Annotated in this window: 12 protein-coding genes; 2 read left to right on the forward strand and 10 right to left on the reverse strand. The window is 42.6% G+C overall.

The annotated features are described in order from the left end of the window. Positions 1-19: 19 nt before the first annotated feature. Positions 20-1,792 carry a 1-deoxy-D-xylulose-5-phosphate synthase gene (gene dxs, locus MKO06_RS03960; RefSeq protein WP_241549362.1) on the reverse strand — a complete coding sequence of 591 codons (1,773 nt, stop codon included), beginning with the start codon at positions 1,790-1,792 and terminating at the stop codon, positions 20-22. Between the two features lie 89 nt (positions 1,793-1,881). On the opposite strand from dxs, the gene MKO06_RS03965 reads away from it, so the two are divergent. Further along, the gene (locus MKO06_RS03965) at positions 1,882-2,331 is read left to right on the forward strand and encodes a nucleoside deaminase (protein WP_241549363.1); all 450 of its coding nucleotides are present in this window, start codon (positions 1,882-1,884) and stop codon (positions 2,329-2,331) included. Between the two features lie 79 nt (positions 2,332-2,410). Here MKO06_RS03965 and MKO06_RS03970 read toward each other — a convergent pair whose 3' ends face one another. The 8 genes from MKO06_RS03970 to MKO06_RS04005 all read right to left on the reverse strand — a co-directional run bounded on the left by MKO06_RS03970 (position 2,411) and on the right by MKO06_RS04005 (position 17,903). Next, positions 2,411-3,184 carry a glycoside hydrolase family 16 protein gene (locus MKO06_RS03970; protein WP_241549364.1) on the reverse strand — a complete coding sequence of 258 codons (774 nt, stop codon included), beginning with the start codon at positions 3,182-3,184 and terminating at the stop codon, positions 2,411-2,413. Continuing rightward, positions 3,181-5,457 (reverse strand): beta-glucosidase BglX, encoded by a 2,277-nt coding sequence (gene bglX / locus MKO06_RS03975; protein ID WP_241549365.1) that lies wholly within the window; start codon positions 5,455-5,457, stop codon positions 3,181-3,183. Before bglX ends, MKO06_RS03970 begins: the two co-directional genes overlap by 4 nt. A gap of 158 nt (positions 5,458-5,615) precedes the next feature. Further along, entirely contained in the window at positions 5,616-6,482 is an 867-nt protein-coding gene (locus MKO06_RS03980; protein WP_241549366.1) for a glycoside hydrolase family 16 protein, read from the reverse strand. A gap of 157 nt (positions 6,483-6,639) precedes the next feature. Then, the gene (locus tag MKO06_RS03985; protein ID WP_241549367.1) at positions 6,640-8,277 is read right to left on the reverse strand and encodes a family 16 glycosylhydrolase; all 1,638 of its coding nucleotides are present in this window, start codon (positions 8,275-8,277) and stop codon (positions 6,640-6,642) included. Between the two features lie 16 nt (positions 8,278-8,293). After that, on the reverse strand, positions 8,294-10,339 hold the full coding sequence (locus MKO06_RS03990) for a hypothetical protein (RefSeq protein ID WP_241549368.1): 2,046 nt from the start codon (positions 10,337-10,339) through the stop codon (positions 8,294-8,296). Positions 10,340-10,351: 12 nt separating this feature from the next. Further along, positions 10,352-11,833, reverse strand: coding sequence for a RagB/SusD family nutrient uptake outer membrane protein (locus tag MKO06_RS03995; protein WP_241549369.1), 1,482 nt, complete (start codon positions 11,831-11,833; stop codon positions 10,352-10,354). A gap of 12 nt (positions 11,834-11,845) precedes the next feature. Next, the gene (locus tag MKO06_RS04000) at positions 11,846-14,878 is read right to left on the reverse strand and encodes a SusC/RagA family TonB-linked outer membrane protein (protein ID WP_241549370.1); all 3,033 of its coding nucleotides are present in this window, start codon (positions 14,876-14,878) and stop codon (positions 11,846-11,848) included. Between the two features lie 241 nt (positions 14,879-15,119). Continuing rightward, positions 15,120-17,903 carry a helix-turn-helix and ligand-binding sensor domain-containing protein gene (locus MKO06_RS04005; RefSeq protein ID WP_241549371.1) on the reverse strand — a complete coding sequence of 928 codons (2,784 nt, stop codon included), beginning with the start codon at positions 17,901-17,903 and terminating at the stop codon, positions 15,120-15,122. Between the two features lie 207 nt (positions 17,904-18,110). Here MKO06_RS04005 and MKO06_RS04010 point away from each other — a divergent pair, with 207 nt between their 5' ends. Next, a complete protein-coding gene (locus tag MKO06_RS04010) occupies positions 18,111-21,722 on the forward strand; it encodes a bifunctional metallophosphoesterase/BamA family protein (RefSeq protein WP_241549372.1) in 3,612 nt (1,203 codons plus the stop codon). Here the strand turns inward: MKO06_RS04010 and MKO06_RS04015 are convergent. Continuing rightward, complete coding sequence (locus tag MKO06_RS04015) at positions 21,719-22,390, reverse strand: haloacid dehalogenase type II (protein WP_241549373.1); 672 nt, start codon at positions 22,388-22,390, stop codon at positions 21,719-21,721. The two genes, MKO06_RS04010 and MKO06_RS04015, sit on opposite strands and share 4 nt — an antisense overlap. Between the last annotated feature and the right edge of the window lie 24 nt (positions 22,391-22,414).

Raw genomic sequence — 22,414 nt, forward strand, 5'->3', positions numbered from 1 at the left:
AATCGCAAAAATAAAAAAATCAGAGCATAGATTTAAACTTCAGCTGTATTCCTTCAACGTTAATTCCGGCAATTTCTTGTAATTGAACCACATTTCCTTGTTCAATAAATTCATCTGGAATTCCTAAAATTTCGATCTCGCCTTTATAACGGGCTTTAGCAGCATATTCCAGGATGGCACTTCCAAATCCTCCTTTTTCCACCCCATCTTCAACTGTAAGAATTTTCGAGAATTTTTTAAAAACGCCCTGCAACAATTTCTCATCCAGGGGTTTTACAAATTTCATATCAAAATGGGCAATTTTAGATCCGTCCTGAAATTTCTCTATGGCTTCGGATACCTTTTCAGCCATATTACCTATACTCAACACTGCGATTTCTGATCCTTCCTTCAAACATTCAGCCTTTCCAATTTCAATTTCACTGAACTCCTGTTTCCACTCTTTAAGAACTCCCCTGCCACGCGGATATCTAATGATAATTGGATTATCAAGACCTAGTTGGGCAGTATAGAGTAAATTACGAAGTTCCACTTCGTTCCGTGGTGCTACAATGATAAGGTTAGGAATACAACGTGCGTAGGCGATATCAAAAACACCGTGATGGGTCGCTCCGTCTTCTCCAACCAGCCCGGCTCTATCCAGGCAAAAAATGACCGGAAGATTCTGCAAGGCCACATCATGAATCAGCTGGTCATAAGCACGTTGAAGAAAAGTAGAATAAATAGCACAAAAGACCACAGAGCCCTGCGTGGCCATCCCGGCAGACAGGGTTACGGCATGTTGCTCTGCAATTCCCACGTCGAAGGCCCTTTCTGGAAAGGCTTCCATCATATATTTAAGCGAACTACCGGTGGGCATGGCCGGCGTGATCCCAATGATCTTTTCATTCTTTTCAGCCAGTTCCACCAGGCTAAACCCGAACACATCCTGGTATTTTAACGGAAGCCCATCGGTATCATACTTCAGCAATTCGCCCGTAGCGGGCTCGAATTTCCCCGGGGCATGGTATTTAACCTGGTCTTCTTCGGCTTTTTTAAGGCCTTTGCCTTTTTTGGTGATGACATGAAGAAATTTGGGTCCTTCGATCTGTTTCATTTCTCCGAGAACCTTTAGCAAACTATCCAGATCATGCCCATCCACCGGGCCGAAATAGTTGAAATTAAGCGCCTCTATAATATTATCCCTGGTGGGCTTATAACCTACCCTGGCTTTAGTAAGGTACTCCTTTAAAGCTCCAACGCTTGGATCGATCCCTATCGCGTTATCATTTAGGATCACCAGTAGATTCGCCTTTGAAACTCCCGCATGGTTTAAGCCTTCGAAGGCCATTCCGCTGGCGATGGAGGCGTCGCCGATAACCGCTATATGCTGGCGTTCGATATTTCCCTGGAGCCTGGAAGCGATTGCCATGCCCAAGGCGGCCGAGATGGAGGTGGAAGAATGGCCAGTTCCAAAGGTATCATAGATACTCTCTGATCTTTTTGGAAAACCACTAATCCCATTTAACTGCCGATTGGTGTGAAAAATATCCTTTCTTCCGGTGAGGATCTTATGCCCGTAGGCCTGGTGACCCACATCCCAGACCAGTTTATCTTCCGGCGTATTGAAGATGTAATGTAGCGCAATACTAAGTTCTACCACGCCAAGACTAGCCCCAAGGTGACCTTCTTTGGTCGCTACGATATCGATAATGAACTGCCTTAACTCAGCCGCCAATTCTTGTAGCTGCTCGAAGCTAAGTTTTCGAAGATCTTGTGGATCGTTGATTTGGTCAAGGATTTTCCCGGTCATACCAGCAAAGTTACATTTTCAATTCTGAATTATATGAATCGGAACGGTGGCTGATATTCAAAATTTATATCTTTCGGAAAAAATCAGGAATGATCTCTCCATTTGACGATACCTATTTTATGAAAAAGGCTCTGGAAGAAGCCGAAGTTGCTTATGACAAAGGAGAGATCCCGGTTGGCGTTGTGGTGGTTATCAATGATCGTATCATCGCACGCGGACATAACCTCACCGAAACCCTGAACGATGTGACCGCTCATGCCGAAATGCAGGCGATCACGGCTGCAGCCAGTTTCCTGGGTGGAAAATATCTTCAGAATTGTACAATGTATATCACCCTGGAACCCTGCCAGATGTGTGCAGGAGCTCTTTACTGGAGTCAGATCTCAAAAATTGTCTTTGGAGCTTCAGATCCACAAAGGGGATATCGCAAAAATGGAGTTCAGCTTCATCCAAAAACCAAAGTGGTATCAGGAATCATGGAAGAAGATTGCGGGGATCTTTTAAAACGCTTCTTTATTGAGAAAAGAAATTTAAACTAAAGCGAAATCTTCAAGAAGTAAAAAGTATATACCTTCACTTCACCCAACAAATGAAGATTCCGCAATTAGTTAATTCTATTTAAATCTGGGTAACCTTTATGTAATCGATATAATATTTGACCGGGAATATTGAGTCATCCACTTCAGGACCTCCAAAATTACCTCCTATGGCCATATTCACCAGTAAATAAAAATCCTTTCTGAAAGGATAATGCTCCTCATCATATTCCTGAGGTGTGAATTTGTAAACCTGCTTTCCATCCACAAAAAATTCTATAAAATCTTCGGTCCACACGGCTCTATAAGTATGGTAACCGTCTTCAATTCCTTCGATCCTGGTTTTTTTGGTATTCATGGTTTCTCCATGACTGGCAGGAGTATGCAAGGAGGTAAAGACCATTCCAGGTTCACGTCCTACATATTCTAAAATGTCGATTTCTCCGGAGGCCGGCCAGCTTACCTTTTCAACATCGGCACCCAGCATCCAGAAAGCAGGCCAAACACCTTTTCCGGTGCCTAGCTTCGCCCTGATCTCTATTTCACCATACTTGAACTCTACCTTGTCTTTGGTATTGATCTTTCCTGAATAATACTTTCCATCTTCCTTAACCGCAGTGATCACAAGTTTTCCGTCCCTGACTTCCACATAATTCCGGTCGTAGATCTGGCGTTCGTTATTACCCCAGCCACAAAGATTGGGACAGCCGTCCCCTTCTTCATAGTTCCATGAGCTCATATCAAGGCTATCCCCGTTAAAATCATCCTCGAAGATCAGCTTTTCCTGTGCGATAGCACTGGTGCTCATTCCAAGGAAAAGAAGCATGATAGCCGTCGCGAATCCTTTTTTTATCATTTTGAATACTTTAGGTTAATGCGCTGCAGGTCTTCAGAATTTGGTCCAACCATCAATTCGAATTCACCTTCTTCAGTTTCCCATTTTCCTTCGGCCGTGTAAAACTTCAAGGTTTCACGATCTATGGTAAATTCGGCAGATTTGGTCTCACCCGGCTTTATTTCCAGCAATTCAAAACCCTTTAATTCTTTTACAGGTCTGGCAGCACTGGCAACCATATCTCTTAAATAAAACTGAACGATCTCCTTACCCGCAACATCTCCGGTATTGGTCACCGCAACCCTAAGAGTTACACTTCCGTTGGCATTAAATTCAGAAGCCGAAAGTTCAGGCTTAGCATACTCAAAAGTGGTATAGCTTAACCCAAACCCGAAAGGATAGAGCGGACCATTTTCGATATCGGTATAGTGGGAAAAGGTTACATGCTCTGGGCTATAAGGCCTTCCCGTGTTCTTATGATTATAATACAGCGGCTCCTGGCCAACTGCTCTAGGGAAAGAAACCGGAAGCTTTGCTGAAGGGTTGTATTTTCCCAGGAGAACGTCGGCTATGGCGTTCCCGCTTTCGGTTCCCAGTTGCCATGCTTCCACGATGGCAGGAAGATTTTCAGCAGCCCAGGTAATTTCCAGTGGTCTACCGTTGATCAATACCAACGCGATATTCTGGTTCACTTTGTGAACTTCTTTCAGCAATTCCATCTGCAAACCCGCCAGGCCTATATTCGCCTGGCTCCGGCCCTCTCCACTCTGGAAAGCATCCTCTCCAAGTACCATTATGACCATTTCTGCATCGCTGGCTTTTTCAACCGCATCAGGAATACCGGAACGATCGGTTTCATTAATATCAAGCGGAAAAAGGAAACTGCGTTCACCCTGTCCAAGAGTCACTCCTTTGGCATAGGTAATCTCGGTTGAAGCACCTACTGCATTCTTTAAACCTTCCAAAACCGAAACTGCCGAATTTTTCTCGCCCTGGGCTCTCCAGTTTCCAATTGGCGTATCCTTATCATCAGCCAAAGGACCAATAACCGCGATCTTTTTTACGGAATTGGCAACAGGTAAAATATCATTTTCATTCTTTAAAAGAACGATGGATTTCCTGGCGATCTCACGGGCTTTTTGCCTGTGTTCATCATAAGGAACCTGGTTTTTTAATTTTGAATTGCTATATCGATAAGGATCGTCAAAAAGACCCATTTTGAACTTTACTCGAAGGATACGTCTTACCGCATCGTCTATAAGTTTCTCATCTACCTGGCCTTCTTCAACCAGTTTTTCGAGGCCAGCCTCGTAGGCACCACCTTCCATATCCATATCACTTCCAGCCTTTACAGCGATCTCTGCAGCGTGAACCTTGTCACGCGCAAATCCGTGAGGGATCATTTCGGTAATCGAACCCCAGTCTGAAACTATAAAGCCGTTCCAATTCCAGTCCTTCTTCAGGGTTTCCCGCTGAAGGCTTTCACTCCCCGTAGCCGGGATATTATCAATGGTATTGAATGCATTCATAAAAGTAGCTACTCCGGCTTCAGCAGCAGCCTGAAACGGAGGTAACACCACGTTATGAAGTTCATTCTGGCCAATGTTCACCGCATTGTAATCCTTACCGCCTTCAGCCAGACCATATCCGGCGAAATGTTTGGCTGTTGCTGCGATGGTCTTGGGATCTGAAAGATCATTTCCCTGGTAGCCATTTACCTTAGCTACAGCTACCTTTGAAGTAAGATATGGATCTTCTCCGGAACCTTCCATGATCCTTCCCCAACGCGCATCGCGGGAAATATCGATCATTGGCGAAAAGGTCCAGTTCACCCCTTCAGCAACCGACTCCAATGCGGCAATTCTTGCCGATTCTTCCATAGCTTCGAGATCCCAGCTGGCAGTCTCACCAAGCGGCACCGGGAAAATGGTCTTATATCCATGTATCACATCATAGCCGAACATCAAAGGGATCTTCAGCCTTGAGTTTTCCATATTCAGCCTTTGCGCTTTTTCAACCGCTTCTACTGAAAGGACATTGAGCATGGATCCAACCAGTCCTTTCTTCAAACGTTCTTCCTTTTGCTTGTTATCACCACCGGAGGCAGGGCCAGTAAGATCCCAACTACCGTTGTACTGGATCATTTGTCCTACTTTCTCCTCGAGCGTCATCATACTTAGAACAGAATCTACTTTTTGCTCTACATTTTTGACAGAACTTTTAATCTCAGAATTTTGAGAATATGTGAAGAAACTAACGCCAAGAAGAAGGACGGTAAGTTTAAATTTTTTCATGATCTTAATATTAGATTTTGGAGAAACTATTTTCTCTATAGTTAATATTGAGAGATTTCTATCTATTTATAATTTTCATTTGGATGAACTTTAACTCCATCCAGTTATAAAAGCTTAAAAATGGAAGGTTTATGAAGTGCCTTCTACTTCCGGCACAATTAATTTCTTATTAAAACCCAGTCTATCAATACTTCAGCTTTTCCTTCTTTTATAAGTTGTACGGTTGATTCGGGTAGCCCATTATAAGGTTTTTCAACTCCGTTAGTTTTATATGGATAGGCTCCACCCAGAGCAAGATTAAGAATAAGGTATTTTGGATTATCAAAAGCCCATTCTCCGTAATGCTCTACCATAGGTTTTGTAACCCTATAGATCAACCTGCCATCTACTTTAAAATAGATTCCATCTTTGGTCCAATCAACAGAATAAACATGCCAGTCGGTTACATCTTCACCTTCCGGAAAGAAATATTTATTGACAAGCGGTGTCTCGCCGGAATATTCCGGGCCGTGAAGGGCCACACCAATCCAATCTGTCTCTCCCACATATTCCATGATATCGATCTCCCCGGTATCGGGCCAGTCTCCACCACCAAGTGCCCAGAAAGCAGGCCAAAATCCGGAACCTGCAGGAAGTTTCATCCTGGCTGAAGCAGTACCATAGGTGAACATAACTTTATCACGTGTATTGATCCTTCCCGAAATAAAATCGAAATCATTTCCGCGATAGGTTATATAATCCGGACTGTAATGAGCTTTTAGCATCAATGCGCTTTCGGCTCCCTGTGCATCGTCACCTTTTACTGTAAAAACAGTTGCGGTGGAATCCACATAGATCTGTTGTTCGTTATTCACCCAGAAGTCGGTCCCAACAACATTCCATTTTTCCCTATCTAGAGAACTTTGGGAAAAATCGTCAAAGAAAAGGGTGTCTGTAGCCGTTTCTACAGAGATATCCTGAGCATGAGAACTTCCGCTGAAAATAAAAACGAAAAGCAGGAAAGATTTTAAAAAGAAGTGCTTCATTTTATTAAAATTTAAACAGAATATTTCAGCTTAAATAAGGGCCAGGAAGGGCTGCTCAAAAAAGCGATCAATAATTCTCTTTCTTATATCTTATTATGAGCCATGTAAATAAAACCCGGAGCCGAAGCCCCGGGAATTACAATTCAAACAAACGAGCCTATTGATAAACTCTTATGTAATCTACTTCCATAGATGACTCCTGAAAGGCTGGATCAATATCTCCACCAAAAGTTCCTCCCATAGCCACGTTCATGATCAGGAAGAAATCTTTATTAAATGGAGAATCAGGAGTATTAACGTATGTATGATAAACTTCACCATCTACAAGAAATACGATTCGTTCAGGAGACCACTCCATTGTATAGATATGGAATTCTGAAGAAGGGTTCTCAATAGTGGTTGTATTACCATCGGCATTACCACCAGAAGCTCCCGGGTAATGTAGGGTACCATGAACTACGCCAGGCTCATTACCTTTATGCTCCATGATATCGATCTCGCCGGTAGCCGGCCAGCCAATTTCATCAAAATTATTTCCAAGCATCCAGATCGCTGGCCAGGTTCCTCCACCTTCAGGTAATTTAGCTCTTGCTTCAACCCTTCCGTAAGTGAATTCAAAGTTATTCTGGGTAGTGATCCTGGAAGAGGTAAAATCGAATCCGCTTTCAGACTCTCTTCTTGCAGTGATCAACAGGTTTCCATCAACGATAGAAGTATTTTGCTCTGTATAATACTGAGCTTCCTGGTTACCCCAACCGTTGTCTCCATTGCCTATTTCATAATTCCAAACACTGGTATCAAGAGATTCATCATCATCGAAAGTAGCTTCCCACAGAAGTTCATCGAATTCGGTTTCAAATTCGTCTCCACCGCCTCCGGTATCTCCTCCTTCTCCAGTGGTCAAAATGAACCACCAGTCGAATTCGTTATTACCATCAGTAGTTTTCAGCAGTAATTCATTGGGCACAGAACGATCAAAGATCTGGTAGCGATGGTCTCCCCCGGTATAATAACCAATAAAGGCCAATCCGGTAAGATTAATCGTTTCGTTACCACCCGGAGCGGTAATCGCCCAGTTAGCGGTATAATCTGAATACGGCACATTAAGTACGTCTGCTCCATCAACGGTTCCTCCACTTGAGCCTAACTGGTCGACAAGTCCAACTCTTCCAAAAACAGTTCCTGAATCATCTTCTGTATTGATATTGGTGATATGAACAAATGTTCCATCTTCCTGGAATACATATCTATCATCATACATTCCAACTCCGGCTTTTTCGTTAGGTCCGGCAGCATACCACTCTGGTCCGTTAGTTCCGCCTACAGGTCCCAATCCAAAATGGCCAGGAGCTTCGGCTTTAATCCTCCATTCTCTGTTTCCGTCTCCTACCAATTTATCGATAAGATCCTGAGGTGGTGAATAGGTCACAAGAACTTCCACGTTGGTAACCATGGAAGAAGAAGTTCCCCCCGGACCGTAAGCGATCACGGTTACCGGGTAATTTCTGGTTCCGGTTTCTGAAAACTGGTGAGTGTACTCACCGCTCCCTGAAGTTACCGAGCTTCCGTTAGGGAAAACGAACTTATAGGTCATTGCGTTATTTGCCGAAGCATTGAATGTTACCATTCCGCTTCCGTCGCCATTAGGCATATCACCGGATTGTCCCATGATAGCCGTTTCTACGCTAAGATTTGATGGCGCACTGATCTCGCCAATATCATAATCCTCCTCGCAGGAATAGAATCCCAGCGAGAGAGCGATTACGAATAAAAGTCTAACAAATATATTTTTCATCTTCTGTCTTTTTATTCTAATTATGGAAATAAATATTGTCCAGATATACATTTACTCCACCTGCTGGTAGTCCTGAGTAAATCAACTGTGCGATATTCCTGCGGTTAGCAAGATTTTCGAACTGTGATAATGGAATATCCAAACTTACCCACTCACCGGTTGGCAGATCATCAAAAACCACCTCATGTTCGGTTGTGTCGCCACCGTCAAAGCTTCCGTCAGGTCCTACATCCACAAGCTTAACTCTGAAGGTAGTTCCGTTCTCGATATAAACATCTGTATGGAAGTGAGTCATCCCGGTTATATCCAGTTGTTCGGCAACTGTTTCGATCCCAACAAAATCAAGATTGAAATAATGCTTGGTCAACCTTCCGTCGAACTCAACTTCTTCATAGTCTGAAATCGACCAGCTGGTTCTCCAGGTATCTACCGTAACATCCTCGTCCAAATCGCTGAACAGGGAAATATAAGCGGTGTCACCAATCCTGATATCATCGAAATAGAAATCCTCTCCCTGACCTGCAGTATTGAAATCGTAGAAGACGATCACGCGGTCATAGTCGATTGAAGGATCAAAGGCTCCGAAAGTGGAAAGATCAAAGCTTAATTCTTCCCATTCTCCAGCTACTGTGGTGCTCTGCTGAACCTCAACAAATACACTTGGGTTTCCATTAGCATCTGGTGGAGAATCTGATTTTTCCATTTTCAACAGAATTGGAGTTCCGGCTCTTGGAGACCAGACTTTCATTTTAGCAGTGGTTCCATTAGAAAAATCCACCGGCTCCTCAAGATTAAGGGAAATACCTGCCCAAACTTCAGATCCTGAAGTTTTGTTAAGCGTGCTTACCCTTGAAGAGGTGTTTATTCCAGACATATCAGGATTATCGATCACAGCTCCTGTAGCTCCACCAAATCCATTCCACTGGTAATTCAGGTTTTCAGATTCAAAGGTCAAAGGAAGCTTGATCGGATCTAAGGTAGTGGTCTGGATATTATCGAAATAATAGGTTTCTCCAGTACCAGATGTGTTGAAATTGAAGAACAACACGATTCTGCCATAATCGATTGAAGTATCAACTGCCGTCATATCGAAGGTCAGGGTTTCCCACTGGTTGCTCACCGTAGTCTGCACCTGGTCTTCCACGAAGATGGTCGCGTCTGCAAGGTTCTCGATCTTAAAGATCACCGGAATCCCGGCCTGTGGAGACCATACATCAACGCTGATATACTTTTGAGTAGAGAAATCTATTGGCTGATCCAGCGCGGTAGTGGTCCCTGCCCAAACTTCAGAACCTGCAGGCTTGGTATAGGCAGCTACTTTTGCACTGGTATTGATACCCGTTGGGTCTGGATTATCGATCACCGGATCTACCACCTGGTCTGGACCAAAGTTAATAAATGTGTAGTCCTTTGTAGGTGATTCAAAGTCGATAGGCAGGAATAACGGATCCCTGATCTCTACGGTTTGAGTAACTTCAGTAGAAGCAGCACCTCCACTAAGAGCAACAACCCGAACGTCGTAATCTCCAACGGCATCATAAGTATGAGAAACGGTCTCCCCGATCATCATCGCGATAGGTTCCTCATCATCCACATCGCCAAAATATACATTGAACATGGCTGCGTAATCTGCAGTAGCAGAAACATTGATGGTATAGTTATCATCTGCTGCCTTCTCAATGTTCACCTCAAGGTTTTCAGGAGCCCTGAAAGAAACCGTTAATGCCTGGCTTCCTTCTGCGGTCACCCCATTAAGATTCTTACCGGTAACTACCACATCGTAATCACCTTCGGCATAAATATGATCTACGCTTTCTCCCGGTTTGATCTCTGAAGAAGGTTCAGAGCCATCACCAAAATCAACGGTAAATGTGTTCGCACTTTGCCCGGTTGGGGTAATAGTGACTAAACCGGTATTATCCTGAGTGATCGTAAAACTAGCACCCAAATTAGAAGGCGAAGCCAGACCGCTCAGATCTACCATCTGATCATCATCGCTCTCGCAACCTAAGATGAAGGCGCTGAGCGTGATAAAAAAGAAATATTTTAAATATTTATTCATAATGCTGTTTTTTTAGTATCCAGGATTTTGTTCCCAGTTTCCGTTAGAAAATTCGATCTCTTCAAGCGGAATTGGGAATAGTTCGTTCTTACCAGTTTGGAATCCGTCGATGTTATCAGCGGCACGACCTGTTCTAACCAGGTCAAAGAAACGATGACCTTCACCTACCATTTCCAATCTTCTGTCAAGGAAGATCTGCTCGGTAAGGGCTGAACCAGTACCCACGAAATCACCAAGCCCGGCACGATTTCTAACCATGTTCAGGTATTGCTGAGCAAGCTGGTCGTTAATTCCACCGCGGTTAAGCGCTTCAGCAGCCATTAAAAGAACATCGGCATAACGAATTGCCCTGTAATTGTTTGGCTGGGTAAGGTTTGCATCACCCGCGTTATCGTTTTGTCTTGGAAGGTACTTACGGTTGAAGTAACCGGTGTGTTTATATCCCTCGGTATAGGTTGCCCCGGTTTCCTCTGCCCAGGCCTCGATATCAAGGATCGAATAATCTCTCCTGATGTCGTTTTCTGAAAACAGGTTATAAACCTCTTCAACCGGAACATTGAAACTGAATCCAGACTCAAAAAGCGGCCCGGTATAGTTCCTGATCCCCTGGAAACCTACAGCCACATTACCTTCACTACATTGTAAACATCCAAATCCGGCACCTTCTTCACCTGTATACTGGATCTCGAAAACCGACTCGGCGCTGTTCTCACCTACCTGGTTGAAAAGATTGGTATAATCTTCATCTCCAACTGTTCCATATAAATGATACTGGCCGCTATTGATAAGTTCATTCAGCACATCTGCAGCTTCCTGGAATTTATCCTGATACAGATAAGCTTTTCCTAATAAGGCCTGTGCAGATCCCCTGGTAGCGCGTCCTACCTGTGGAGCCGAATAATCCATATTATCGATCGCATACTGAAGATCTGATTCGATCTGGGCATAAACCTCGCTTACCGGTGCTCTTGGAATACTGTTCTCATCACCAAGTACGAATCTTTCATCTCCCTTGATAGGGATAGGACCAAACCATTTTACCAGTTCAAAAGTAAAGTAAGCTCTTAGAAATCTGGTTTCAGCAATGATTCGATCTCTTCCTTCAAAATCGGTTTTTTCTTCATTCTCCAGGATATAGTTCGCTCTTTGAACTCCGGCGAAGTTCCAGTCCCAAACATCATCCAGATTGTCATTCACAGGGGTATGGGTCATTTCATCTACCTGCTGAAAACCGATCACATCAGTAGCGCTTTCTCCACCACTCAGCGTATTATCTGAAGCGATCTCCCCAAGAAGCACGTTCACATAAGTAGACTGAAGCACGTCGTACGCACCAACCAGTGCGTTATAATATTCCTGTTCAGAATTAAAGTAATTCTCAGAGTCTATGGTATACTCCTCTGTTTCGTCAAGAAAGTCCTGGGTACATCCTACCAGCATCACCAGGCCGAGAAACAGGTATATCTTTTTGATAATTGACATTTTTATTTTCATAAAACAATAATTTTAGAAGTTAAGGTTTACACCAAACATATAGGTTCTTGGTACCGGGTAGAATCCATAATCAATTCCACCACCAATCGCCTGTCCCGTAGAGGCTGAAGGATCAAAACCTTTATAATCTGTGAACGTAACAAGGTTGTTCGCCGCAACATAAAGTCTTAGCCTCTGGATATTGATCCTTTCAGTAAGGCTTGCTGGCAGTGAATAACCAATTTGTGCGTTCTGTATCCTGGCGTAAGAAGCATCTTCTACATAGAAATCAGAAAAAACGGAATTAGAGGTCGCACCTGTAGAAAGTCTTGGCACCGAATTACTGGTTCCAGGTCCTCTCCAACGATCCAGGTAATAAGCATGCCTGTTCACGTTAGGCTGATTTCTTTCGTAGTTTCTAACCATATCGTTACCTATAGAAGCATAGGTATAGGCTGTGAAATCAAAATTCTTAAAGTTAAGATTGATATTGAGTCCCATAATAAAATCTGGAATTGGATCACCAATATTGGTTCTGTCGTCAGTATCGATCACTCCATCCCCATTGATATCTACATACCTGATATCTCCAGGGGCGGCTGGTGCACCAAGTGCAGCCTGCGATGGATGAGCAGCTACTTCAGCCTGGTTCTGGAAGATCCCATTGGTTCTATACCCGTAGAAATATCCAATTGGGAATCCTTCCTGCATTCTGGCTGGAGCAGGTTGTCCAACTCCAAAAGCCCCGCCCGGAAGGAAATCGGTTCCATTAACCTCGATCACTTCGTTTTCCAGGTAGGTAAAGTTGTAAGATAGCCCCAGTCTAAAGTCATCAGAAAAGTTCTCCTTATAATTTATCGCGAATTCCACACCCTGGTTCCTGGTAGTTCCTGCATTAATGGTAGGAGTTCCTGCTCCCGGAGCAGCTCCACCAAAAATCCCTGATACTGGAATCCCAGCAATTAATAGATTGTTTCTATCCTCTCTAAATACATCAAAGGTCATATCGATCTTATTTCTAAACATTCTAAGATCCAGACCCAGGTTTATCTTCTCAGCTTCCTCCCAATTCGCATTCTGGTTAGGGATCTGACCTGTGGCCACACCGTTTACCAGTTGGTTATCGAATACATAGGTTGCTTCACCATTTAATAGTGATCTCCAGAACTGAGACTGACCAACCTCGTCATTTCCAAGAATACCATAACTTCCTCTTAATTTCAGAAAAGAAAGTACGTCTGAAGATTCTAACCAGCTTTCTTCGGTCAGGATCCAACCACCCATTACAGATGAAAAGTATCCTACCCTGTTTTCCGGGCTAAATCTGGAAGAAGCATCACTTCTAACCATTCCCTGTATAAAATATTTTTCCCTGAAGTTATACTGAAGTCTTCCGAAGAAAGAAAGTTTACGGATATCGTATACATAACTCGAGTTATTGATCCCGTCACGGGTTCCTGTGGTCAGGCTGATATCTGCAAATTCCCATGAGTTATTAGGAACCTCAAAACCAGTAGCAAAAAGACCATCTCCCCATTCCCTTATCACGGTCATACCTCCAGTTAGGTTCACATTATGATCATCTGAATAAGTATCGGTATAAGACCCGAAAAGGTCATAGGTATAGGAATTGTCATTAATTCGGTTCTGGTCTACCTGGCTAATCGGGTTATTGAAAACCTTCCCGGGCCCATAAATTTCCGGTCCAATTTGAGGAGAAAAGGTTTTTCCATCACTCTTTGAAAGGTTATAACCAATTCGAGAGGTGAATACCAGTTCTTCTATTGGCGTGAAGTTCAGACTGAAATTTCCATTAAGCTTATCCAGGTTATAAGAATTGAAGGTATTCTCTATCTGGGTAAGAGGGTTGATGATCTCGTTTCCAAGACTACCAGTTAAATCCTGTTCATCCAAACCAAAAGTTGGTGAATAGTTCAACGCATTAAACAGAACAGATCCAAGACCATTTTCGTTAATAGACCTTCTGGATATATTGGTATAAATCGAGTTAAGGTCTATCTTAAAATATTCTCCAAGATCCACACCAAGGCTAACCCTTGCTGTTCCCCTTTCAAAGCCGGATTTATCACCTCCAACGATACCGTCCTGGTCTAAGTAAGAACCACCTATGGCGTAGGTAACATTTTCCCCACCACCGGTCACACTTAGATTATGATTACTAACAGGTGCAACCTCGAAGACCGCGTCCTGGAAGTCGGTTCCTTCTCCCAATCCGCTAACGTCGGGAAATGGGATCTGCTGTCCACCGTTGGCATAGCTTTCATTTAATAGCAGAGCATACTCGGTAGCATTTAGAAGTGGCAACTGCCTTGAAGCTTCCTGGAATCCAAAATAGGTTTGGTAGGACACACTAGGCGCGGTGTTCTTCTTACCGGTTTTAGTAGTGATAAGAACCACACCGTTCGCACCAGCAACACCATAAATAGCGGCCTGGGCATCCTTTAGAATGGATATCGATTCGATATCGTTAGGGTTTAGGGTGTTAAGGTCTCCCTGGTAACCATCTATCAGTACCAGTGGCCCGTTCACACTGTTAGATGCGATACCCCTGATATTGATGTTGATACCTGCTCCAGGAGCTCCAGATGAAGGAGTTACATTAACCCCGGCGGCGGTACCCTGAAGGGCCTGCTCTACCTGGAATGGCTGCAGATCTTCTAATGTTTCATTTGAAACCGTAGAAACCGCTCCGGTTACATCTTTTCTCTGCTGAGTACCGTAACCAATTACCACGACCTCATCGAGTGCTTCCTGGTCTGATTGCAGTACTACATTAATAGTTTGTTGATCATTAACTGTGATTTCACGGGATACGAAGCCCAGGTAACTAAACTGGAGCACGTCCTCTGGAGAAACATTTTCAATAGTATAATTACCATCAAAATCGGTGGTGGTCCCCCGAGATTCTCCTAATACGATAACATTAACCCCCAGTAAAGGCATACCGTTCTCATCGGTTACATTCCCGCTAACCGAAAACGTTTGCGAGTAACCTGCGAATAACCCGCTTAGAAATACAATTAAAAGACAGGTGAAATTCCTCATGTGTTTGTTTATTAAAATTGCTTTTTCAATATATTAACAAGTTGTTAAGTGAATAGAAAAAGCACCTTTACAAAAAATCTACACTTGCTTAGTTCGCAAAAATGAGCCCGATAAATTCGATTTTTCTTACTACAAGGTCCTGATACCGAAGATTTGCCAAGTTTATGCTTAATACGTAGCAATTAGGGGATTAGTGGCCATGTAGAGGTTGTGTAGAGTTTTTTAAAGCCTTTGTATAGGTTTAAAGGCTTAAAATATATTCGGTAAGATTGGTGTCACGGTCTAATTCCATCTTTTTACGCAAACGATATCGTTTAATTTCTACACTTTTTACAGAAATATTAAGTAATGGAGCGATCTCTTTTGATGATAAATTAAGCCGCAGGTAAGCACAAAGTTTAAGATCATTTGAGGTAAGTTCAGGGTGACGGGCCTTAACCTTTTTAAAGAAATCCTTATCGGCATTACTGAACGCCCTTTTAAAGAATTTCCAGTTATCCTCTTCACTGATATCCCGGTCGATAGTTTGAATAACCGATTTTACCCTGGCCTCTTCTCCGCTTTTTTTAAGCTTATCCTTGATACTGGACAAAAATTCGTTCTTTTTGATAAGGCTCATGGTAGATACAGCTAATTCCCTGTTCTTATTAGCCATATCCTGCTCCAGTTTTTCATTGCGAAGCCTAATGATCTCTTTTTCAGCTTCCAGGTTCTTCATCCTCAATACCCGTTCATTCTCAACAATCATCTTTTTATGATATCTCCTGTAAAGAAAATGGATGCCTAGCAAAATAAGTACAAGTCCTAATCCATAAAGAAAGATTGCGGTATTGCTTAGGTAAAATGGCCTTTCTACCCTAAACTCGTACCGAACAGGTTCAGTAATCCTATCACCGATCTTCGCTTTAACTTCAAAGGTATAATCTCCCGGATTCAAATTCTTGAAACTCGCATTGGATTCTTTGGCCCAGGAGCTCCAGTTAGGGCTAAACCCCAGCAACCTGTGACTATAAAGGGCGCCCATATACTTTTGATGCACAGGAACGCTATAGAAAAAACTGATATTATTTCTATTATATGCAAACTTACCAGTCTCTTCAAGTGATACAGGTTTTGGAACAGAATCCCTTATACTGGCCTGTATGTTATCGATATTAATAGAAGCCGGTACATCCTGCTTTACCGGAAATTCGAACCTAATATAACCATTGGCAACTCCTAACAAATATTCTGATTTACCAAAAGAACTAAGGTTTTCGTAGCCTATGGCAATATTCCGAAAATCCTGGTCCAGGTAAATGAAATCAAGTTTATAATCCCGGTTAAGTACTGCTGGCTCTATATAAAATATTCCCTCCTGTGAAAACCCCCATAATTGTGTGCCTTCACCAAAGCTGATCATTTTACCGGAAACCCTGTCGATTCCAGAGACGATCGAATCCAAAAGATTGTCTTTAGTAAAATCATCTTTCTCATCCTGATATTCATAAATATGACTGGTAGTACTGTAATAGAGACTATTATCATACTTAAAAATACTGGAGGTAATTCCAGACTCTGATCCGATCCTGTAATTCTGAATCTCTTTAGGTGGCAGACTTAAGGAATCCTGAAGCCGCATTTTGAAGATCCCCTTGTGTTCGTTGCTAACCCAAACATTCCGGGCTTCATCTACTTCGATAAATTTTGAAGAATGCGCAAATTCTTCCAGCATTGGTAAGACGGTGATTTTGCCATTTTCAATCTTCAGAAAACTTATTCCGTTATAATGACCCTGGATGAGGATATTTTCAGCATATGGCTTAACAAGCCAGGTTCCTAAACGGTCCACGATCTTTTTTGCACTCTCTCCTTCTATAAGGAAAGTACCCTGATTATGCCCGCAATAGACCCTGCCGTCTATCTCCCCGATAAACCAAACCTGTCCTTTGGTTTCTTCAATAAGTTTAAATTGTTGCGAATTCTGCTTTTTCACATAGAGGCCCTGGTTCGTTCCCAGGTAAAGGTTACCCCCATATTCGAGTGAAGAATAAACCGAACCAATTTCTCCCCTGTTATCCTGAAATGATCTAAAACCCGAGTCGAGGTCTATCATGGCGAGCCCGTAGTCAAGTCCGGCCCATATATTACCCGACTCATCCTGGAAGATATCCAGGATCGTATTATTTATCATGATATTGGCCTGGTTAAACGAATTGACCAGGCGACCATCCGGACCAACCTGTAAAACGCCATTCCCAACGGTTCCAAGGATCACACTGCCATCAGGAAGACTAATGGCAGAAAGTATATTAGGGTTACCGATCTCGCGATTGAGATCTGGAAAAATTTGATTAAGCTCTGTACCATTCCAGGAATAAAATTCAGAATTCCCCGTGACCAGATTCAATTCACCCTCCTTTTCGAAAATGTGAATAATGGCCCGGTCACCCAACACCTGGTATGGAATCACATTCGACTGCTCCCCGTTTCTGATCCTGAACAATCCAGCTTCAGATTGCTGAAAATAAAGCTCATTGTTCAGTTTGAATAATCCAGTATAGATCTTTTGAGGTGGATTATCCATCTGGGTGATGGTATTAGCTCCCGGATCGTAGAAATAAATTCCATTAAAACTCCTGAACACGACCATTTCATCAAGGAATTCGATTTCCCAGAACTGTTCGCCATCCATTATGGGTTGAGGGAATTCGGGAATCAAGCTTTTATAAACAAGATCACCAAAATCATCCCTGCTCCAGTAACCTGCCTCCATATAAGCACCGGTGTAAATTCGGTTTCCCACGGCTTTTGCCGCCCTTACGATCGTGCGATTGGGTACAGGATAAACTTTCCAGGCTTCCCCGTTATACTCCAGCAACCCGGTACTATTGGCAAAATACAGGTTTCCTTCAGACTGGGAAATCATCCAGTTCTGGTTTCCGCCAGAATAATCATTAGGGCCAAAATTTAGCACGGGTGGTAATTCCTGTGCAAATAGCGATAAGGTGAATATATATGCTAATATGGGAAGTAGATTCCTCAAGAAAAGCTTCAATTTTTAGGATATTAGTGATAGCCGGCAAAGATTCAAAATCCTGCGTTGAAAATACGCCATTTTTATTAGTAAAACTTTTAGGCTTGGATGTTAAAGTATTATAAAGACTTATTCTATCCTAAGAATAATAAATTTTTTTGACAATTATTCTATCTTAGAACGGGACCTAACTACAATCAAACAATCTGATCATATATGAGCAGACCTATAAATTTACTGCAACATTTTCTGAAACATGCGAAATCCAGACCTTTAAAATATTTATTACTTCTATTTACTATTTCGCTCAATGCGCAGGAAACCAACAGTTCCAAAGAAACCGTGCATTCTTTTTATATAACCAGCAATACCGGTTTGCGCAGCAATGAAACTAACCTGAAAATATTTCAAAGCATCGTAGAAGACTCCAAGAAAGGCGATTCTGCCAGCTTTTTAATGATAGGGAATATAGTGCCGGAAAGTGGTTATCCCGATAAGGACGACGGCAGGGATGCCATGCAGCAACATCTAACTGAACATCTATTAGAGCCATTAAAGGAATTTAAAGGCCGTATGATCTTTACGCCAGGTGTAAATGAATGGCAATATGATGCTCCAGATAATATTGACGACCTGGAATCCTTTCTTCAGGATAATAGCAATTCAGAGTTATGGCCCAATGATGGATGCCCCATTGAGAGTGAGGAGATAGCAGAAGGAGTTCAGCTTATCATGATCGATTCACAATGGTTCATTGAAGACTGGGATGACCACCCGCTGATGAATACTAAGTGTGAGATTAAGACAAGGGCACAGTTTGTAGAAGAATTTGAAGACGAATTAGAAGACAATCAACGAAAAACCATTCTGGTTGCCGTACATCATCCTGTATTAACTCAAACGAAACTGGGCTTTTTCGAAAAGATAGTAGGGGCCAATGAACAAACCATCCGCAATCCCCAGCTGGAGGAATTGATGGGAATACTGGAAACCAATGCGAGCCAGTACGCCGATGTTATTTTCCTCTCTGGACATGATCGCAACCAGCAGTACATTGAAGATGACGGAATCGAGCAAATCATTAGTGGTGTTACCGAAAAACCCGAAAAGGCAAAGCCCGACCTGGAAGATGGCCATTTCGCTTCCTATGAAATGGGATATGCCAAAATGAACATCTACAAAAACGGAAGCGCAAATGTAGAATTCTACAGACTAACAAATTCGGGTGCCGAATTAATCGAAACCAGGCAGATTGCCAGGGAAAGGCCAACACTTGCCGATGTTTCCTGGCCAGAAGAAAAAATAGGTGAAACTTTCACCACCTCGGTTTATACCGAGGAAGAAACCGATAAAGACTGGTTATACAAGGCCATTTGGGGAGAACATTATAGACCTCTTTACAGCAGGAAATTTGAATTCCCGGTACTTTACCTGGACACGATCCCCGGAAACCTTGAAGTGATGGGAGCCGGCGGAGGACATCAATCCAGGTCTCTCGGATTCATAGACGAAGATGACCATGAATATACGCTTAGAGCAATAAAAAAATCTGCGCTTAGATTCATACAAACTTCTGTTGCCCCTACTCACTATGTCGAAGAATTACTGAATAATACAGTGGCTGAACGTTATGTGCAGGATTTTTATACCACTGCATTCCCCTATGGAACCTTTCCGGCCAGTTACCTGATGGATGAATTGAATATCTATCATCCTCAATCAAACCTGTATTATGTCCCAAAACAGGAAGCGCTCGGGATCTTTAACCAGGAATACGGAAATGAGCTCTACATGTGGGAGTATCATATAGGCGACGAAAACACTAAATTCTACGATAATGCCGAGGACATTTTAAACAGTTCAGATCTTTACGAAGAAATGAGAGAAAGCAAGGAAGGCTATGTGGATGAAGAAATGTTCATCAGGGTTAGGTTGCTGGACATGTTGATGGGTGACTGGGACAGGCATGAAGGCCAGTACGAATGGGCAGAATTCGAAGACGAAAATGGAAGAAAAAAATATGTTCCTATCGCAAAAGACAGGGACCAGGTTTTTCCTAAAAACGATGGTCTGGCACTGGCACTTTTAAAACTTGGATTCCCGTCATTCCGATCTATGGAAAATTATGATGACATGATAGATAATCCAAAATGGTTTAACATTGCCGGTTATCCACTGGACATTGCCTTCATAAGAAATTCAGATTGGGAAGTATGGAAAGAACAGGCTAATTATATTCAAGAGAATATTACCGATGAAGTGATCGAAGAGGCTTTCGCCGTTCTGCCTGAAGACCTGGCTAACGACCCATATGTAGACGAGATCAAAAGTAACCTAAGGGCCAGGCGCGGAAACATGGAAAAGATTGCCAGGGAATATTACGAACACCTGGAACAGTTTGATATGTTCACAGGAACCGAAGATGATGATAAATTCATAATCACCAGAAAACCTAACGGCCTCACCACGATCGTACTGGAGAACGAGGACGGAAAACAGGTGGCAGAAAGAACTTATGATTCAAACATGACACGGGAGGTTTGGGTTTATGGATTGGATGGTGATGATGAGTTCATAATAAAAGGAAAAGGAAATAATCTGCTTCCGCTCAAGATTCTTGGTGGTGAAGAACACGACGTCTATGATTTTAAAAACAAGAGGAAAGCAAAGGTTTACGATTTTAAAAGCAAGGACAATACGATAAAGAATCCCGGAACCCGAAAAATGCTTGTTGATTCCTATGACATCAATACTTACGATCCCAAAAAGAAAAAGATAAGACAGTTCACTTTTATGCCAAGTGCTGACTTTAACTCAGATCAGGGTTTTAGTCTGGGTGTAAGTAATACCTACACGACCAAAGGGCTTATTAGCAATCCTTTCAGCGCACAGCATAATATTACATCTAATTATTTTTTCGCTACACAGGGATTCGATCTTAGCTATTCCGGAGAATTTGCACATATTTTCTATAACTGGAATCTAGGGATAGATGCATATTATTCCAGTCCTAATTTCGTGATCAACTTTTTTGGGATAGGAAATGATACTGAATATGACGACGACGCGGTAAGCCGGGATTTTAACAGGGTACGCATAAAGCAAATGAGATTCAGCCCATCGCTGATCTATAGGAAAAATGAACGGGTATCCTTCAATTTCAGACCATTGATCGAGTCTCTTAATGTTGCTTACGACGAAGATAGATTCATCGCCAACAGTTTCGATGAAGACAATGACATATTTGGCAGACAGATATATGCAGGTGGGGAAGTGAATTATAATTACTACAATAAGGATAGTCGTGCATTTCCCAGCATGGGAATGGAATTCGACCTTACCACGGGATATAAGACCAATATTGACGGGGGTGACAATGAATTTGTTTACGTTAACCCGATTTTGAGCGTCAATTATCCCCTGCATTCAAGCGGACTGGCCGCCATCGCGACGAAAATAGGTGGTACGGCCATCCTAGGTGACAACTATGAGTTCTACCATGCGGCGACCTTAGGTGGCGGAGATCAAAATAGTCTTCGTGCTTATAGAAATGAACGCTTCAACGGGAAATATGCCTTCTTTCAGAACATAGATGTGCGTACAGCAGCGGCAAGGTTTAAAACTAATTTCATCCCATTGGCTATTGGGTTTAGCGCAGGATTTGATTACGGACGGGTCTGGACTGAAAACGATAATTCCAGCCAGTGGCATACCAACTATGGCGGTTCCTTTTTTGTAAATATGTTCAGGGCATTTACTGGAAACCTTGGCTATTATGTTGGGGACGAAGGCGGACGTTTAAACTTCAGCTTTAATTTCGAATTCTAGGAATCCCGCTTAATAACCGGAACCAGCTCATCAATACCCTTAACCTGGTGATCTGGTTCTGGAGCAAGTGGATAGTTGACCTTTCCTGGCCTATTAACGAAACATGTATTCAACCCGGCCGACTTTGCTCCGGCTATATCCCAGCCATGAGCCGCTACCATCAGCACCTTGTTGGCAGGCAGGTCCACTTTCTCCAGGATATATTTATACGAATGCGGATGTGGTTTGTATTTTTTACAGGCGTCAACACTATGGATCTCATCAAATAGAGTCGCTATTCCTGCATTTTTAAGCTGGGCATTCAATACATCGGGTTTCCCGTTGCTAAAGGCAATTAGCTTTACTCCATATTCCTTCAATTTCTGAAGACCGGGTAATACATCGGGATAGGGATCTAAATCTTTAACCACTGCCAGCGTATCTTTAATGTGATCTTCCGAAAGTTTTTTGGAATCTTTTTCAGCCTGCATTTTAAGAACAGCTGCAGCTATTTCACTAAAATCATGGTATTCATCCCGTATGCTTTCCACTAGAGAATAATGAAGCAGGCTGGTGAACCAAACCTCAGCCGCACCTTTCTTCTCCAAAACCTGGTCTACGCTGTCTTTTAGCTTCTGCAGGTCCAGCAGGGTCTCGTTCACATCAAATACTATCGCTTTTATTTGCATTTTACCTGAATTGAATTAAAAAAA

It is taken from the genome of Christiangramia oceanisediminis (assembly GCF_022570735.2).
Lineage (GTDB): Bacteria > Bacteroidota > Bacteroidia > Flavobacteriales > Flavobacteriaceae > Christiangramia > Christiangramia oceanisediminis.

What these genes read in the sequence shown, in the direction of transcription:
- dxs (WP_241549362.1), bottom strand. Translation starts at nt 1,792, where the DNA reads ATGACCGGGAAAATCCTTGACCAAATCAACGATCCACAAGATCTTCGA.
- MKO06_RS03965 (WP_241549363.1), top strand. Translation starts at nt 1,882, where the DNA reads ATGATCTCTCCATTTGACGATACCTATTTTATGAAAAAGGCTCTGGAA.
- MKO06_RS03970 (WP_241549364.1), bottom strand. Translation starts at nt 3,184, where the DNA reads ATGATAAAAAAAGGATTCGCGACGGCTATCATGCTTCTTTTCCTTGGA.
- bglX (WP_241549365.1), bottom strand. Translation starts at nt 5,457, where the DNA reads ATGAAAAAATTTAAACTTACCGTCCTTCTTCTTGGCGTTAGTTTCTTC.
- MKO06_RS03980 (WP_241549366.1), bottom strand. Translation starts at nt 6,482, where the DNA reads ATGAAGCACTTCTTTTTAAAATCTTTCCTGCTTTTCGTTTTTATTTTC.
- MKO06_RS03985 (WP_241549367.1), bottom strand. Translation starts at nt 8,277, where the DNA reads ATGAAAAATATATTTGTTAGACTTTTATTCGTAATCGCTCTCTCGCTG.
- MKO06_RS03990 (WP_241549368.1), bottom strand. Translation starts at nt 10,339, where the DNA reads ATGAATAAATATTTAAAATATTTCTTTTTTATCACGCTCAGCGCCTTC.
- MKO06_RS03995 (WP_241549369.1), bottom strand. Translation starts at nt 11,833, where the DNA reads ATGAAAATAAAAATGTCAATTATCAAAAAGATATACCTGTTTCTCGGC.
- MKO06_RS04000 (WP_241549370.1), bottom strand. Translation starts at nt 14,878, where the DNA reads ATGAGGAATTTCACCTGTCTTTTAATTGTATTTCTAAGCGGGTTATTC.
- MKO06_RS04010 (WP_241549372.1), top strand. Translation starts at nt 18,111, where the DNA reads ATGAGCAGACCTATAAATTTACTGCAACATTTTCTGAAACATGCGAAA.
- MKO06_RS04015 (WP_241549373.1), bottom strand. Translation starts at nt 22,390, where the DNA reads ATGCAAATAAAAGCGATAGTATTTGATGTGAACGAGACCCTGCTGGAC.